Here is a 14,397-nt window from a genome sequence, read left to right on the forward strand (position 1 = left end):
GATGGCAGAGCGGGCATCGAGCGTCGAACGCGTACGTGCGGCGAACCTCGGCGAGGTTCTGAGACTCGTGCATCAGCTCGGCGCGCGCTCGCGCGCGGTGATCACGGCGGAGACCGGGCTCAACCGCTCGACCGTCGCAGACCTGGTCGCGGAGCTCGCCTCGCGCGGGCTCGTCGTCGAGCAGGAACCCGACCCCACTCGTCGAGTAGGCAGGCCGTCGCCGATCGTGGCGGCGGGCGACGACGTGATCGCCGTCGCCGTGAATCCGGAGGTCGACGCGATCGAGGTGGGCGCTGTCGCCCTCTCCGGGCGGGTGCGTGAACGGGCTCGGATCGATTGCGACGCAGCGCCGAGCATCGAGGAAGTCGTCCGTGTCGTCGAGGAGGTCGTCGCCGGTTGGAGGGCGGGTCCGCTCGCTGAGAGCCGTTTCGTCGGGATCGGCGTCGCCGTTCCCGGTCTGGTCCGTGTCGAGGACGGCCTCGTACGACTGGCTCCGCACCTGGACTGGCACGACGAGGACCTCCGCTCCCCGCTCTGCGAGCGGCTCGGACTGCCGGCGGCCATCGACAACGACGCCTCGCTCGGCGCGCGAGCGGAGCGCCTGTTCGGGGCGGCTCGTGAGCACGGGAACGTCGTGTATCTCAACGGGGGTGCCAGCGGCATCGGTGGCGGTCTCATCCTGCAGGGCATACTGATCTCCGGCGCAGGGGGATATGCCGGCGAGTGGGGTCAGACGCGCCCGAGCATCCCGGCCGAGGCCGATCGTCGCACCCAGGGCGGGGTCCTCGAGGACGAGGTCAACAGGGCGAGGCTGCTGCAGGTCACCGGCCTCGGATCGGTCGACGACCCGGCCCTGGCCGCAGCGCTCGCGGACGTCGATCGTCCGCAGGTGGTCGAGGAGATCGTGCGTCAGCGACGGATCCTGGCGGCGACCCTCGCCAACGCCGTGAACGTCCTCAACCCGTCCATGATCGTGCTCGGCGGGTTCCTGGGAATGCTGAGCGAGAGCGACCCCGACGGCTTCACCGCCGACGTACGGGCGAACTCGCTCGCTGCGCCCGGCGAGCAGGTGGAGATCCGCCCCGCGGCCCTGGGCGCCGACCGCCTCCTGATCGGCGCGGCGGAAGCAGCCTTCGCGCCGCTGCTGAACGATCCGGCGCGCACGCTCGAGTCGCTCACGCAGTGACGTCCGCGCTGAGCGCGGCCGCCGTCAACGGAACCGCAGCCCGAGACCGAGCGACGGCCCGCCCGTGATCCAGCCGTTCGAGACCGCGAGCCGCGCGGTCTCGCTCAACGCCCCGAGGGCGGCGAATCCGGCGTCTTCGACATCCTCTATCCAGCTCTGCTCCGGGAGGGCGAACGCCACCTGAGCGGAGAGCTCGGGAAGCAGGTGAGGTGCGAGCTCCACCTGTCGCTGCCCGGCGAGCTCGACGATCCGCAGGAACGGCGTGATGCCGCCCACGCGGACGATGTTGGGCTGGACGACGTCGACGGCTCCGGCATCGAGGAAGTCCCGGAAACGGTGGATGGTGTGCACATTCTCACCCAGCGCGATCGGCACGTCGATGCGCCGACGCAGCTCTGCGTGTCCTGCCAGATCATCCGCACGCAGCGGCTCTTCCACCCACCCGATTCGGTGGGCGGACAACGCCTGGATGCGTCGGGTCGCTGTCTCCAGATCCCAACGCTGGTTGGCGTCGACGAGCAGACGGCGATCGGGGCCGATCACGGAGCGCACCGCGGCGACGCGATCGAGATCCTCGGCAGGGTCGGGCCGGCCGACCTTGATCTTCACGGCTTCGTGCCCTGCGCGGACCCAGCGCTCGGCCTGCGCGACGAGCTCATCCAGCGTGTAGTGCAGGTTCACGCCGCTGCCGTAGACGGGAAGCCGGTCGTGATTCCGGCCGAGTACGGCGGTCACGCTCGTGCCGGCCGCCCGCGCCAGCCGATCCCAGAGCGCGAGATCGACACCCGCGAGCGCGATGGTCGTCACTCCACCCCCACCGGCTTCGTGCAGATGCACCCACGCGGCATCCCACAGTTCGGGATGCGCAGGCCGGCCGCGCAGGAACGGCGCGAGGTCCTCGTCGAGCATCGCCTTCACTGCGCCGCCTCCGATAGACGGCGTCCACGAGAACCCGTGGCCCTCGCTGCCGTCTTCGCACACGATCGTCACCTCGACGACGCGGATGTCGGTGACGTCCGCGCCCCATGGCCGAGTCAGCGGGATGCGGATGAGCCGGGTGCGCACGTCCGTGATCAGTGGAGCGGGCTCACGCACGGAACGACTCCTGGGGCTGATCGGATGCTGCGAGGTCACCCAGCTCGGTGCGCCAGGTGTGACGCGCACGCCAGCCGAGCAGTCGTTCCGCGTGAGCGGACGAGAAGACTGCGGCATCGGCGGGCAGGCCCGCCGCCATCTCCGAGGTACCAGGCACGAACGCTGTCAGCGCGGGGCCGGTGGGCGAATCCAGCAGAGCATCCGGAGCACCGACGAAGAAGACTTCTCCGTTCGGGATCTCGGACGCGTGCTCGAGCCAGCTGCGCACGAACTCTCCGGCATCGCGGGCATCGACGTAGTTGAACAGCGCGACGGCGGAGAGCGCCGGGTCGGCGAGACGCTCGGCGATGGTGTGGCCCTGCTGGGTCTCGGCCCCCGCCCATTCCTCGGGGGCGATGACGTAGCAGGGGCGGAAGGCGCCGAAGCGCACGGTGTCGCCGCTACGGCGCGCGGCCATCCGTACGATCTGCTCGATGGCGACCTTCGAGACCGCATAACCGTTCCACGGGGCGAGCGGATGCTGCTCGTCGAGCGGCAGGTACGCCGGGCTCCACCCCGACGGCGACCCGTAGCCGATCACGGTCGGGCTCGACGCCACGAGAAGGGCGCCCGCCCCCGCCGCGATGGTCGCCTCGAGCACGTTCCACACCAGACGGGTGTTGATGTCGAAGACCTCGGGGTCGGGCAGTGCACCCGGCACGGCGATGGCGGCGAGGTGGACCACGGCATCGGGGGCGAGCTCGGCGAACACGGAGCGCGTGGCGGCCGCATCCAGAAGGTCGGTCTGCCGCTGCTCGGCAGGAAGGTCCTCGACCTTCGCCCTGTCGATCGAGACGACCTCGTATCCGGCATCCGTCAGAGCCCGGACGACGCTGCGTCCGAGCCGCCCGGCGCCGCCGGTGACGATGACCCGACCGCCGGCCTTCACTGCGCGAAGCCGGCGAGAGCGGCGCCGGCCGGACCGAGATCGAGTTCGTCGATGCGCACAGCGCGATCGTCGGCGAGCGAGCGGTTGCCGGCGAGTCCGACCACCATGCTGCGCACCCCATCGCTCCAGTCCGCCGTGCGCCCGAGCGGATCGACCTGCCCGCCGACGAACACGTCGCGCAGCAGCACGGCATCGCCGCCGCCGTGGCCCCCGACCCCCTCCGGGATCGGGACCTCGCGCGCAGGCTGGAAGTGCTTCTGCACGACGAGACGCTCCGAGACCGGCCGGGTGGCGTCGTCCGCGACCAGATCGGGGCGGGCGCTGGGGTCGACCACCGTGCGGCCGTCCTCGTCCACGAGCACGGTTCCGCGTTCGACGACCGTCAGCTCGGCCCGGCCGAGCGTGCCGTTGATCGCGACGGTGTAGCCCTCCCACGGGGAGTGCGCGTTGAGCGAGTACGACATGGAGGCGCCTCCGGCGTAGTCCACCACGAGTGACAGATTGTCCTCGATCGTGATCCCCTCATCGAACACGTCACGATCGCGCAGGTACCCGTCGTGCTGCTCCTGGTCGAGGTAGAGGCCCTTCCAGGTCGCATCCGTGCGCAGATCGAGACTGAACGCGTCTCGCAGAGGAGAATCCGTCGTGCCGCGTTCGGGTCGGGCGGCGAGTCCGCGCTTCGCGGCGTTCTGCGCGCCGTAGAAGCGCAGTCCTCCCGACGCGAACACGCGAGCGGGCACATCGGCTGTCCACCAGTTGACGAGGTCGAAGTGATGGCTCGACTTGTGGATGAGCAGTCCGCCCGACTTCTCCTTGATGCGGTGCCAGCGACGGAAGTAATCGGCTCCATGCGCGGTGTCGAGCACCCATTCGAAGTGGATGCCGGTGACCTCGCCGATCTCACCGGCGGCGATGACGCGCTTGAGCTCTGTGTTGCGCGGCGAGTAGCGGTAGTTGAACGTGATGGTGACATCACGCCCGGTGCGCTCCACCGCCTCCGCGATGCGCCGCACACCCTCTTCGTCGGTCGTCAACGGCTTCTCGACGACGACATCCGCTCCGGCATCCAGAGCCGTGACGATGTGGTCGGCGTGCGTGAAGTCGGGGGAGGTGATGATGACCCTGTCGACGCGGTGCGTGCGCACGGCGTCTGCGAGGTCATCGGGCGCGAACCACGCCGGCGAGCCGAGAGCGGGGTGGCGGTCCGACGACCACTGCGCTCGGCCGGGGTTGGTGTCGGACCAGGCGACGAGCTGGGCCACGTCGGCGTGCGTGGTGGCTATCGCGTCGAGGTACATCTGGGCGCGGGAGCCGGTACCGACCAGTGCGTAGCGGCGGCGGGTCATTCGAGGGTTCTTCCGATCACTTGATGCCTGAGGTCGCTGCGCCCTTGATGAGGAAGCGCTGACCGAACAGGAAGACGAGGAACAGGGGCAGGAGGGATACGACGCTCATCGCGAACATGGACCCGTAGTCGGAGCTGGACTGCGCGTCGAGGAAGCCCTTCAGCGCGAGGGAAGCAGGGAACAGCTCGGGCAGCCTGACGTAGATCAGCGGCCCGAAGAAGTCGCCCCAGGTCCAGATGAACGTGAATATCGCGGTGGTCGCGAGCGACGGGATGATCATCGGCAGGGTGATCTGGAAGTAACTGCGGAAGTGGCCGGCGCCGTCCATCCGGGCGGCCTCGAACAGCTCCTTCGGGAGTCCGCGGATGAACTGCACCATCAGGAACACGAAGAACGCCTCGGTTGCCAGGAACTTCGGTGCGACCAACGGCAGGAAGGTGTTGAGCCAGCCCAGTTCCTTGAAGATCAGGAACTGCGGCACCAGGAGCACCTGGAAGGGCAGCATGATCGAGCCGAGCATCAGGGTGAACGCCAGCGTGCGGCCGCGGAACTTCAATCGTGCGAAGGCGTACGCGGCCATCGAGCAGGAGACCAGGTTTCCCACGATCGCCCCGAGCGCGATGATCGAGGAGTTGACCAGGAAGACGCCGAACGGCGCCTGAAGGTCGTTCCACCCGTTGGTGTAGTTCTCCAGAGTGAGGTCGGTGGTGAAGACGCTCAGGTCGCGGAAGATCTGATCGTTGGGCTTCAGACTCGACACCACCAGCCAGATCAGCGGGTAGATCATCAGCAACGAGACGCCGGTGAGCATCACATGCTTGCCGATCGACCGCAGTCGCTGCGGGAGGCGGGAGCGGGAGTTGGCGAACCGACGCGCAGGCCGGTCGGTCCGGTTCGGCCGCAGGAGGGTCTCGGTTTCAGTCGTCATAGAACACCCAATACTTCGAAAGCCAGAAGTTGAACGCGGTGAAGGCCGCGATCACGACGAGCAGGAACCAGGACATCGCCGAGGCGTATCCCATGTCGAGCTCGGTGAAGGCCTCCTTGTAGAGCAGGAGCGTGAAGAACATCGTCGAATCGCTCGGGCCGCCCGTTCCGCCCGAGACCACGTAGGCCTGGGTGAACGATTGGAAGGCGAAGATGATCTGCAGCACGAGGTTGAAGAAGATCACCGGGGTCAGCAGGGGGAAGGTGATGGAGAAGAACTGACGGATCCGGCCTGCGCCGTCCATCGACGCCGCCTCGTAGTACATCTCCGGGATCTGCCGGAGTCCCGCGAGGAAGATCACCATCGGCGAGCCGAAAGTCCAGATGTGCAGCACGATGAGCGTGCCGAGCGCGAAGTCGGGATGCCCGATCCACCCTGGGCCGTCGATGCCGAACCAGGCGAGGAAGCCGTTGACGATGCCGTCCTTGCCGAACACCTGGCGCCACAGGATCGCGATCGCCACCGACCCGCCGAGAAGCGAGGGCAGATAGAAGATCGACCGGTAGAACGAGAGCCCGCGCATGCCCTTGTCGAGCAGGATCGCGAGCGCGAGCGCCAGCGCCAACTGCAGGGGCACGCCGACGAAGACGTAGATCATCGTGACGCGGACCGAGTTCCAGAACCGGGCGTCTCCGAACATCTCGAAGAAATTGCTCAGGCCCGACCAGACCGGGGGCTGGAGAAGGTTGTAGTCGGTGAATGAGAGGTAGAGAGAAGCGATGATCGGGCCGATCGTGAGGCCGAGAAGCCCCACGAGCCAGGGCAGCAGGAATACCAGCGCCGCCTTGTTGTCGGGGTACTTCTCTCTGACGCGCCCACTTCCGGCGCGTCGAGAACGCGCTATGGTGCGAAGTTCGCCGAGACTGCTCACGTGACCTCCTTGTCAGATCTCTCGCTCTCGAGACGAATCGGATTTCTCGAGAAAGCGGTTTCACGAATGATCCGATTATTGACGTGTCCGAGGCGATTCGTCAAGCCGACGCCGGTATGGTGGCACTGATCGGGCACCCGCCCGGCCAGGAGGGATGGCGATGACCGCACACCGCGGGAGTGTCACGATCGCCGATGTGGCGCGCAGCGCAGGCGTGTCCCCTGCCACGGTGTCGAGGGTGATGAACGGACGCTTCGGCGGAGAGCCGGACGTCGCCGAGCGGGTTCGCGAGGCGGCGCGCGAGCTCGCCTACGCGCCCAGTCCGTTGGCGCGCAGCCTGGCGCTGGGGCGCACGCACGCGATCGCGTTCGTCGTGCCCGACCTCGCCAACCCCGCTTTCCAATCGGTGCTCGCCGGGCTCAGCAAGACCGCCGCGCTCGACGGCTACCGCGTGCTCGTCGCCGACTCGGGGGAGACCCCTTCCGAGGAGGGACCGCTGTCGGTGGAGATCCGTCGGCGCACCGATGCGATCGTGCTCTGCGCCCCTCGCATGCCCGAGGAGGAGCTCGCCGCTCTGGCCGCGCAGCTCCATCCTCTGGTGCTCATCAACCGCAGCGTGCCCGGGATCACGGCGCCGTCCCTCGCGATCGACTACCGAGCGGGGATCTCCGCTCTCGCGCAGCATCTGCACGATCTGGGGCATCGCTCCCTGGCGTACGTGTACGGTCCGGAGCGCAGCGCCTCGAACGCGCACCGCGAACGAGGACTCGACGATTTCATCCGCGAGCACCCGGACGTGCGCCTCGTCCGCATCCCCGCCGGCGCCGGGTCGGAAGACGGCCGGGCGGCCGCACCCGCGGTGCACGAGAGCGGCGTCACGGCGGCGCTCGCGTTCAACGACCTCGTCGCGATCGGGCTGATCGGCGGATTGCGGGAGCTGGGCGTTCGCGTGCCTGACGACGTCTCGGTGACCGGTTTCGACGACATCCCGCTGGCCCAGTACGTGGCTCCGGCGTTGACGACGGCATCCGTCTCGCATTCCGAGCTCGGCGTGCTGGCGTGGCAGCGGATGCGCGCGCTCATGAGCGGCGAGCAACCGGGGCACAATGTGGTGTTCCAGCCGCGCGTCGAAACGCGCGATTCCACCGCAGCCGCGCCCTCGACCGACGAGGTCTGACCCGTTCGCGCCCTTCCGCGCCGACGAACTCGTCGTTTGTTGTCGGCTCCGCAGAATCCGTTGACACGTCGAGCTCGTGATGCTAGCTTCACGTGAAAGCGGTTTCTCCACCAGGTCGAGCTGAGCTCGACGTGCGAGATCGCTGCACCTGACACCCGCAATCCATTCGGCCGCCACGATGGCGGCCTCAACCCGAAAGAGGCGCAATGACGCGTAACACACGCTCCCGCGCGGCCATCGGCTCGATCGCCGTCGCCACAGCGCTCGTACTCACCAGCTGCTCCGGCGGCTCTCAGGCCGACGGCGGCGAGTTCGACCCCGATGAGGAGATCGAACTCGAGATGTCCTGGTGGGGCGACGACGCCCGCGCCACCATGTTCGCCGAGGTCATCGACCTGTTCGAGGCCGAATACCCCAACATCACCGTCGTCGAGACGCCGGTCGGCGCCCCCGACGATCTGTTCAACCGCCTGGCGACGGACTTCGCAGGAGGCGGCGACACGGCCCCCGATGTCTTCGCCCTCGGCGGAGCCAAGCCGCAGGAGTACGGCGAGCTCGGTGCCCTGCTCGACCTGTCGACCGTGAGCGACGAGCTCGACTACAGCAAGTACCCGGAGTTCTCGCTGACCAGCGCACTGGTCGATGACACCCTGTACGGCCTTCCGTCGGGAGGCAACGCGACCGCGGCCTTCGTGAACGTCGACATCTTCGAGCAGGCCGGAGTCGAGGCGCCGAGCGAGGGCTGGAGCTGGGACGACCTGATCGACGCCGCCAACGCGATCGGCAGCGCTGGACTCACCAATGCAGCGGGTCAGCCGATCTACGGTCTGGATCTTCGCATCCAGGACATCATGGGCACGTACGCCGGTCAGGTCAGCGAGCTCGGCATGTACGACTGGGAGGGCGCCCTCGACGTCACCGCCGAGGACATCACGGGCTGGTACGAGATCGAGCAGCAGCTCGCCGACGGGGGAGGCCTGCCCGACCCGTCCGTCGTCACCGCCAACTGGCAGCTTCCGCCCGACCAGCAGCCGTTCACGCTGGGCCAGGCCGCAGTCACCTTCGGCTACAGCAACCTCATGGGCGCCTACGCCACGGCGGGCGAGAACGTGCAGATGATGCTGCCTCCCACATCGACGGAGACCTCCGGAGTCGCCCTGCTCCCGTCGGCGTTCTGGGCAATCAACGCGGCGACACCTCACCCCGAGGCCGCAGCTCTGCTGGTCGATTGGTTCCTGAACGAGCCGGCTGCGGCGGAGCTCATCCTCGACACACGCGGTGTGCCGTTCAACCCCGAGACGCTCGCCGTCGTCGCGCCGCTGCTGAGCGAGCCGGGACAGGTCGCAGCCGACTACGTCGACGTCGTGCTCGAAGAGGGCGTCGTCGCACCTCCGCAGCCCGCAGGCGGTGCGATCATGAATGAGCTGTCGCAGCGGATGGAATCCGACGTGCTGTTCGGCAAGGCCACGCCCGAGCAAGCAGGGCAGCAGTGGGTGGACGAGCTCGGAGCGGCTCTGCAGTAAGGCTCCGATGTGCACGGGTGCGGACGGCGACACGCGTCGTCGTCCGCACCCGTGCACACGGATGACGAAGGGGAATGATGACCGAGGATGCACGGGCGCAGGCCCTTCGACGGCTGAGAGCCTCAGAGCCGGCCGCGAGCGCGGACATCGCGGGATCGCCGCTCGGCATCGAGCTCGCGGCATCCTCCGTGCGGTTCGTCGCACTCGGAGGTCCGCTGGAGGAGCGCTGGCACACCGCGCTCGCCGAGCTCGACCGCTGCATCCGGCCGCTCGCCGGCAGCGCTCCGGTGCTCAACGAAGGCGGCGTCTATCACGGTTCCTGGCTCGAGAGCACGGGGACCATCAACGTCGAGGTGCTCGGGCGGTTCGCGCCGCAGATCGCCAAGGCCACGTTGCTGCTGTTCGCCGAGCACCAGCGCGATGACGGGATGATCCCCTACAAGGTGACCGCTGACGGCGCCGGCTTCAGCCAGATCCAGATCGTCACGCCGCTCGCCAGGGTCGTGTGGCGTCATTTCGCGTCGACGGGCGATCGTGAGCTGCTGCAGACGATGTACCCGGTGATGGTCCGCTACGACTCATGGCTCGCGCGCTACCGCGACACCAGGGGGACGGGCGCCGTGGAGGCGTTCTGCACGTTCGACACCGGACACGACCTCTCTCCCCGGTTCTGGTTCGCCCCTGATCGCGCATTCCGCGCAGACGCCCGCGAGTACGATCCCGCCGCATCGGGCATCCCGTATGCGGCGCCCGACCTCACGGCGAACGTCGCATGCCAGCGCACCTATCTCGGACTCATCGCAGAGGAGCTGGGCGAGGACGGTCAGGCATGGCGGGACGCCGCGCAGGCGTCGCTCGAGGCGCTGCACGAGCAGTGCTTCCACGAGGAGGACGGCTTCTACTACGACAGGGACCGCTCTGGTCGGCACGTGCGCATCCAGACCGATGTGCTCGCGCGGGTGCTGGCGTGCGAGGTGGGCGACGAGTCGTTCTTCGCCGCCAGCCTGCGCCGCTACCTGATGAACACCGGCAAGTTCCTCGCGCACTACGGCTTCACGACCGTGGCGATGGATGACCCGAGGTTCGACCATGACTCCTCGCGCAACTCCTGGGGCGGCCCGGTGAACTTCCTCGCACAGCTGCGCGCCCCGGATGCCTTCGAACGCCATGGTCACGTCGCCGAGCTCGCTCTGGCGTCATCGCCGGTGCTCGCCGCTCTCGCCGTGGCCGATCGCTTTCCCCAGTGCCTCGATCCGTGGTCGGGCGCTGCGGGCTACACCGAGGTGTACTCCCCGTCGATCCTGTGGTTCCTCGACGCGGTGGAACGCCACAGCGGAGTGCTCGTGCGACCGGATGGAGAGATCTGGTTCTCCGGTTTGGCGCCGACGAGGCTCGACCACGGCGCGGCTGCCGAAGCGATGGGATACGCGAGGACCGTGCACGGCGTCGAGTGGGAGCTGGTGGCCGACGACGATCTCGTCGAGGTGTTCCGCGACGGTGCGCCCGCGTTCTCGTTCCCCCGCGGGTGGCGCGTGGTGACAGACGAAGGCGGAGACGTGAGCGCGGTCATCGGGCTCACGGCGCAACCCGTGGCGGGCGAGCTGAGCCTGCCGAGCGGCACGATCGCTCTGAGCGTCGCGCCGAACGAGCGCGTCGTGTTCGCCGGGGGAGTCCCGTCGGAGCGCGTCGAGGTCGAGTTCGTCGGTCCCGTCTTCGCCTGACGCACCGGCTCGCGCTCGCGCCGTTCAGCGCCGCAGCCGCAGCCCCTCCGCCGTCTCCTCGAGGCGGAAGAATCGCGCACGCTCGTCCGGTGTGCGGTTCGGCGTGTGCAACGTGAGGAACAGTTGCCCGTCGGGAGCCGCGAAGATCATGCCGTGCCCGCCGTCGGCGGGCCAGATCGCGTCCGCGCTCTGCGTCCACGGTCCGAGGACCGCACCGGACGCCGACGTAGCGACGCCCATCGCGTACCCGGATTCGCCGAAGCTCGACCACAGCATCAGGAGGCGTCCGTCGGCCGTGCGATGCATCGACGGGCCGTCCGTGACGAACACCTCATCGAATTCGGGTCTCGGTATCGAGCGCGCCCAAGGCGCTTCGGAGGCACGGAACAGCAGTATCGGTTCGCCGACGGCGGCGCGCAGGTCGTCGCTAAGCCTCACGGCGTGGATCTCACCGTCCCCGACGTCCTTCCACTCGTGGCAGAACACGAGGTGCGGTACGCCGTCCTCGACGTGCAGCGTGCCGTCCAGGCACTCCCAATCGTGCGGCGTCAGCGGGCCATCCGACCACGGCTCGTAGGGACCCTCCGGCCTCATCGATCGCAGGACCTGCGTGCCGCGACGTCGGCCTTCGGCCGTGAAGGTCGCGAACATGTAATAGGCGCCGCGGTATGCATGCACCTCCGGTGCCCAGTACTGGGTGTGCGACCAGAAGCCGTTGGTCGGCCGGAAAGCCGGGAGCGGCCCGTGCCACTCCTCGAAATCGGTCGTCCAGTAGGTGTCGAACCCGGTCGCGGCACCGCTCCAGATGTTCTCATCGGTGCTGCCGAAGAGCCAGGATCGCTCTTCGCCGGGGATGGTGAGGACGAACGGATCTCGGATCTGGATGTCATCGAGGTGCATGTCTGGTTTCCTTGCGTGCCGGACGGTGCCGGGAGGGTTGGCCGGGGTCAGGAGAGATCGAGGGCGGTCGGGCGGGGAAGGCCCCTGACCTGCACGGTGGGCCATACAGGATCGGCTGAGAGCACCTCGATGCCGTCGGCGTCGACGATGACGGTGTCCTCGAGTTTCGCGTGCGGCACCCAGGGGTTCCACGCGAAAGCTCCTCCGGAGGCGACGAGCATCGAGTCGGTCGGGGTCGCCTTGGGATCTCTTCCGAGGTAGCCGGTGGGTCCGCCCTGGTGATGCTCACACCACGCGGGCCGGTCGACAGCACCGAAGTCGTGCCGGGCGTAGGAGGATGCGATGTCGCCGAGAACCTCGCGCACTTCGCGCCCGGGCCGGGTGGCTGCGAACGCATCGGCTTCGACTTCCCGAAGCGCGATCTCCGCAGGAGTCTCGGCACCGCCGAACCGCGCCCAGCGGGTGACGCTCACATGCAGACCGAAGCGCTTGGCGGTGAGGACGGCCATGACGCGCTCGCCGATGGCGGCAGACGTCGGCAGCGGGTGCTGGATGCCGCCCCGCGCAGCACCCGCGACGAGGATCACCGAAGGCTCGGCGCCTGTGGACCGGACGGCGTGAGCGACGTCGGCGGCGAGATCGTGCTCTGTCATGTCCGGGCGTGCGGTCTGCAGGACGTAGGTCATGGCCGCGGCCGCATCCCGGCCCAGAGCGCGGTAGCGCTGCCGTTCCGCGGGCAGGAGCGTCGCCCGTGCTCGTCGCAGTTCCTCGATGAGCTCATCATCGCGGAGCGCTTCAGCGCCCGACTGCGCGGGATCCGAATACCACGGAACCGTATGGATCTCGGCGCCGGCGATCTCTTCGTCGGAGAGACGCTGGGCCTCGTTCACCGGTGCCGTCACGATCACAGTCCCGTCCAAGTGGACGACGGCGGAGAACACCGCCGGGCCGCCGGACGGGACGCCTGTGCGCGCTCCGTCGAAGTACCAGGCGAGGTTCTCCGGCCGTGTCAGAGTGATCGATTCCGCATCGTGCGCATCGAGAATGCGGCGCAGCCGCTCCAGCTTGAGAGGTCGGTCGGCAGAGACGGCAGGCATGACGCCAGGCTATCCGAGAAACCGCTTTCACGCACGTGGTGGCGCGCTCGCATCAGGCCGCGGCGCCGGCCCGTCGCCCGAAGACCATTCCCGCGGTGAGGCCGGAGCCGCCGGGATAGTTCTTGGAGAACAGGCCGCCGAGTGCCTCGCCGCACGCGAAGAGTCCGTCGATGAAGGTGCCGTCCTCGCGCTGGACGCGTCCGTGGGTGTCGGTCTTCACCCCGCCGAAGGTGAACGTGATGCCGCACGTGACGCCGTAGGCGTAGAAAGGCCCGGTCTCGAGTGGCGACGCCCAGTTGCTCTTCGGGGGCTCGACCTCCGCACGGCGACCATCTTTCACCGTGGGGTCGAATGCGACGGAACGATCGATCGAGTCGTTGAACTCCGACACCGTTCGCTCCAGCGCCGCGGACGGCACGCCGATCAGATCGGCCAGCTCGCCGATCGAGTCCGCGGTCTCCACGGAGATGCCCGGCATGTCGTACTCCTCCACTCTCAACATCGGACGCAGCGTCGCATCGAACAACTGCCATGCGACCGAGCCGGGCTGCGCGAGGATCTCGCGGCCGTACTTGGCGTACGTGTAGTTGCGGAAATCCGCTCCCTCGTCGAGGAACCGCTGGCCATCGCGGTTGACGATGACGCCGAGCGGGTACGACTGCCGCGTGAGGCGGTTGGTGAGTTCGCGGTTGGACTCGTTGTTCTCGGTGAACGCGTCCCACTGGACGGAGTGGCAGGTCGTCCAGTCGCCGCCGCGGGCCGCACCGAGCGCCAGCGCTGCGGAGAGGAGCTCGCCGGTGTTGAAAGGCGTGCCGCGCACCTTCGCATTCGCCCACCCCGCACCCAGCTCGGCCTCGCGCATCTCGGGGTTGGACTCGAAGCCGCCGGCGGCGATGATCACGGAGTGCGCGTGCAGTTCGGTGCCGTCGGCGAGACGCACACCGGCCACACGATCGTCGGAGGTGACGAGATCGGTGACGTGCTGGCCGTATCGCACATCGACGCCCTCTTCGAGCGCCACACGCGTGTGATCGGCGATGAGACCCTCGCCGCCGCCGACGTTTCCGACGTGCAGACCGCCCCAGAACAGGAACGACCCGTCCGGTCGGTCGTAGGCCTGTCGCTCGTACATGAGCCGGTACTTCAGCCCGAGCGAGGCCAACCAGTCGACTGTCGAGCGGGCCTCGGTGACGAGGACCTCGGTGAGCTCAGGATCATTGCGGCCTTCGGTCACCTTGACCAGGTCGGCTCGGAAGTCCTCGGCCGAGTACGGCGGGACGGTGGAGCGCTCGTGGCGCTCGTCGGGTTCGATGATCGGGAGCAGATCGTCGAGGCCGTCGTGAGGCACGCGTGTCGCGCCCGCCGTGTAGAAGCTGTTCCCACCGGCCTCGTCGCGGGTGCCGCGCTCGAGCAGTACGACGCTGCGGCCGCGTGCTGCGGCGGCATGGGCCGCGGTGAATCCGGCGTTTCCGCCGCCGACCACGATGACATCGATCTCCGCCACAACATCCTCCTTGACTGATTTATCTCGACATCGAGACATATCTGTGAGAATACGTCGATTG

The 14,397-nt window shown here is 68.1% G+C and carries 12 protein-coding genes; 4 read left to right on the top strand and 8 right to left on the bottom strand.

Annotated elements, in window-relative coordinates; all coding sequences use genetic code 11:
* Position 1: 1 nt before the first annotated feature.
* Positions 2-1,186: an ROK family transcriptional regulator gene (locus ACYVG2_RS01085; RefSeq protein WP_460779289.1), complete on the top strand. Its 1,185-nt coding sequence runs from the start codon at positions 2-4 to the stop codon at positions 1,184-1,186.
* A 24-nt stretch (positions 1,187-1,210) separates the two neighbouring features.
* On the opposite strand, the gene ACYVG2_RS01090 is transcribed toward ACYVG2_RS01085, so the two are convergent.
* Genes ACYVG2_RS01090 through ACYVG2_RS01110 form a run of 5 tightly spaced genes read right to left on the bottom strand, consistent with a single transcriptional unit; the run spans position 1,211 to position 6,414 of the window.
* Complete coding sequence (locus ACYVG2_RS01090; protein WP_460779290.1) at positions 1,211-2,281, bottom strand: mandelate racemase/muconate lactonizing enzyme family protein; 1,071 nt, start codon at positions 2,279-2,281, stop codon at positions 1,211-1,213.
* Positions 2,274-3,209, bottom strand: a complete 936-nt coding sequence (locus tag ACYVG2_RS01095) for an NAD-dependent epimerase/dehydratase family protein (RefSeq protein WP_460779291.1) — start codon at positions 3,207-3,209, stop codon at positions 2,274-2,276. The genes ACYVG2_RS01090 and ACYVG2_RS01095 overlap by 8 nt, the downstream gene beginning before the upstream one ends.
* Positions 3,206-4,555 (bottom strand): Gfo/Idh/MocA family protein, encoded by a 1,350-nt coding sequence (locus ACYVG2_RS01100; RefSeq protein WP_460779292.1) that lies wholly within the window; start codon positions 4,553-4,555, stop codon positions 3,206-3,208. Before ACYVG2_RS01100 ends, ACYVG2_RS01095 begins: the two co-directional genes overlap by 4 nt.
* A gap of 16 nt (positions 4,556-4,571) precedes the next feature.
* Positions 4,572-5,483, bottom strand: a complete 912-nt coding sequence (locus tag ACYVG2_RS01105; RefSeq protein ID WP_460779293.1) for a carbohydrate ABC transporter permease — start codon at positions 5,481-5,483, stop codon at positions 4,572-4,574.
* Positions 5,473-6,414 carry a carbohydrate ABC transporter permease gene (locus ACYVG2_RS01110; protein ID WP_460779294.1) on the bottom strand — a complete coding sequence of 314 codons (942 nt, stop codon included), beginning with the start codon at positions 6,412-6,414 and terminating at the stop codon, positions 5,473-5,475. Before ACYVG2_RS01110 ends, ACYVG2_RS01105 begins: the two co-directional genes overlap by 11 nt.
* A 154-nt stretch (positions 6,415-6,568) precedes the next feature.
* On the opposite strand from ACYVG2_RS01110, the gene ACYVG2_RS01115 reads away from it, so the two are divergent.
* The 3 genes from ACYVG2_RS01115 to ACYVG2_RS01125 all read left to right on the top strand — a co-directional run bounded on the left by ACYVG2_RS01115 (position 6,569) and on the right by ACYVG2_RS01125 (position 10,835).
* A complete protein-coding gene (locus tag ACYVG2_RS01115) occupies positions 6,569-7,591 on the top strand; it encodes a LacI family DNA-binding transcriptional regulator (protein WP_460779295.1) in 1,023 nt (340 codons plus the stop codon).
* Positions 7,592-7,797: 206 nt separating this feature from the next.
* Positions 7,798-9,114, top strand: coding sequence for an ABC transporter substrate-binding protein (locus ACYVG2_RS01120; RefSeq protein WP_460779296.1), 1,317 nt, complete (start codon positions 7,798-7,800; stop codon positions 9,112-9,114).
* Between the two features lie 77 nt (positions 9,115-9,191).
* Positions 9,192-10,835, top strand: a complete 1,644-nt coding sequence (locus ACYVG2_RS01125) for an MGH1-like glycoside hydrolase domain-containing protein (protein WP_460779297.1) — start codon at positions 9,192-9,194, stop codon at positions 10,833-10,835.
* 24 nt (positions 10,836-10,859) lie between these two features.
* Here the strand turns inward: ACYVG2_RS01125 and ACYVG2_RS01130 are convergent, their stop codons facing one another.
* From ACYVG2_RS01130 to tcuA, 3 genes are read right to left on the bottom strand one after another with little or no spacing between them, the layout of a single operon-like run.
* Positions 10,860-11,735, bottom strand: coding sequence for a glycoside hydrolase family 43 protein (locus ACYVG2_RS01130; protein ID WP_460779298.1), 876 nt, complete (start codon positions 11,733-11,735; stop codon positions 10,860-10,862).
* 47 nt (positions 11,736-11,782) lie between these two features.
* The gene (locus ACYVG2_RS01135; RefSeq protein WP_460779299.1) at positions 11,783-12,832 is read right to left on the bottom strand and encodes a M24 family metallopeptidase; all 1,050 of its coding nucleotides are present in this window, start codon (positions 12,830-12,832) and stop codon (positions 11,783-11,785) included.
* A 52-nt stretch (positions 12,833-12,884) separates the two neighbouring features.
* A complete protein-coding gene (gene tcuA / locus ACYVG2_RS01140) occupies positions 12,885-14,336 on the bottom strand; it encodes an FAD-dependent tricarballylate dehydrogenase TcuA (RefSeq protein WP_460779300.1) in 1,452 nt (483 codons plus the stop codon).
* Positions 14,337-14,397 lie beyond the last annotated feature (61 nt).

The sequence above is a fragment of the Microbacterium shaanxiense genome (assembly GCF_054779995.1).

Coding starts and splice junctions, on each gene's coding strand:
- ACYVG2_RS01085 (WP_460779289.1), top strand. CDS start 2: ATGGCAGAGCGGGCATCGAGCGTCGAACGCGTACGTGCGGCGAACCTC.
- ACYVG2_RS01100 (WP_460779292.1), bottom strand. CDS start 4,555: ATGACCCGCCGCCGCTACGCACTGGTCGGTACCGGCTCCCGCGCCCAG.
- ACYVG2_RS01105 (WP_460779293.1), bottom strand. CDS start 5,483: ATGACGACTGAAACCGAGACCCTCCTGCGGCCGAACCGGACCGACCGG.
- ACYVG2_RS01115 (WP_460779295.1), top strand. CDS start 6,569: ATGGCGATGACCGCACACCGCGGGAGTGTCACGATCGCCGATGTGGCG.
- ACYVG2_RS01120 (WP_460779296.1), top strand. CDS start 7,798: ATGACGCGTAACACACGCTCCCGCGCGGCCATCGGCTCGATCGCCGTC.
- ACYVG2_RS01125 (WP_460779297.1), top strand. CDS start 9,192: ATGACCGAGGATGCACGGGCGCAGGCCCTTCGACGGCTGAGAGCCTCA.
- ACYVG2_RS01130 (WP_460779298.1), bottom strand. CDS start 11,735: ATGCACCTCGATGACATCCAGATCCGAGATCCGTTCGTCCTCACCATC.
- ACYVG2_RS01135 (WP_460779299.1), bottom strand. CDS start 12,832: ATGCCTGCCGTCTCTGCCGACCGACCTCTCAAGCTGGAGCGGCTGCGC.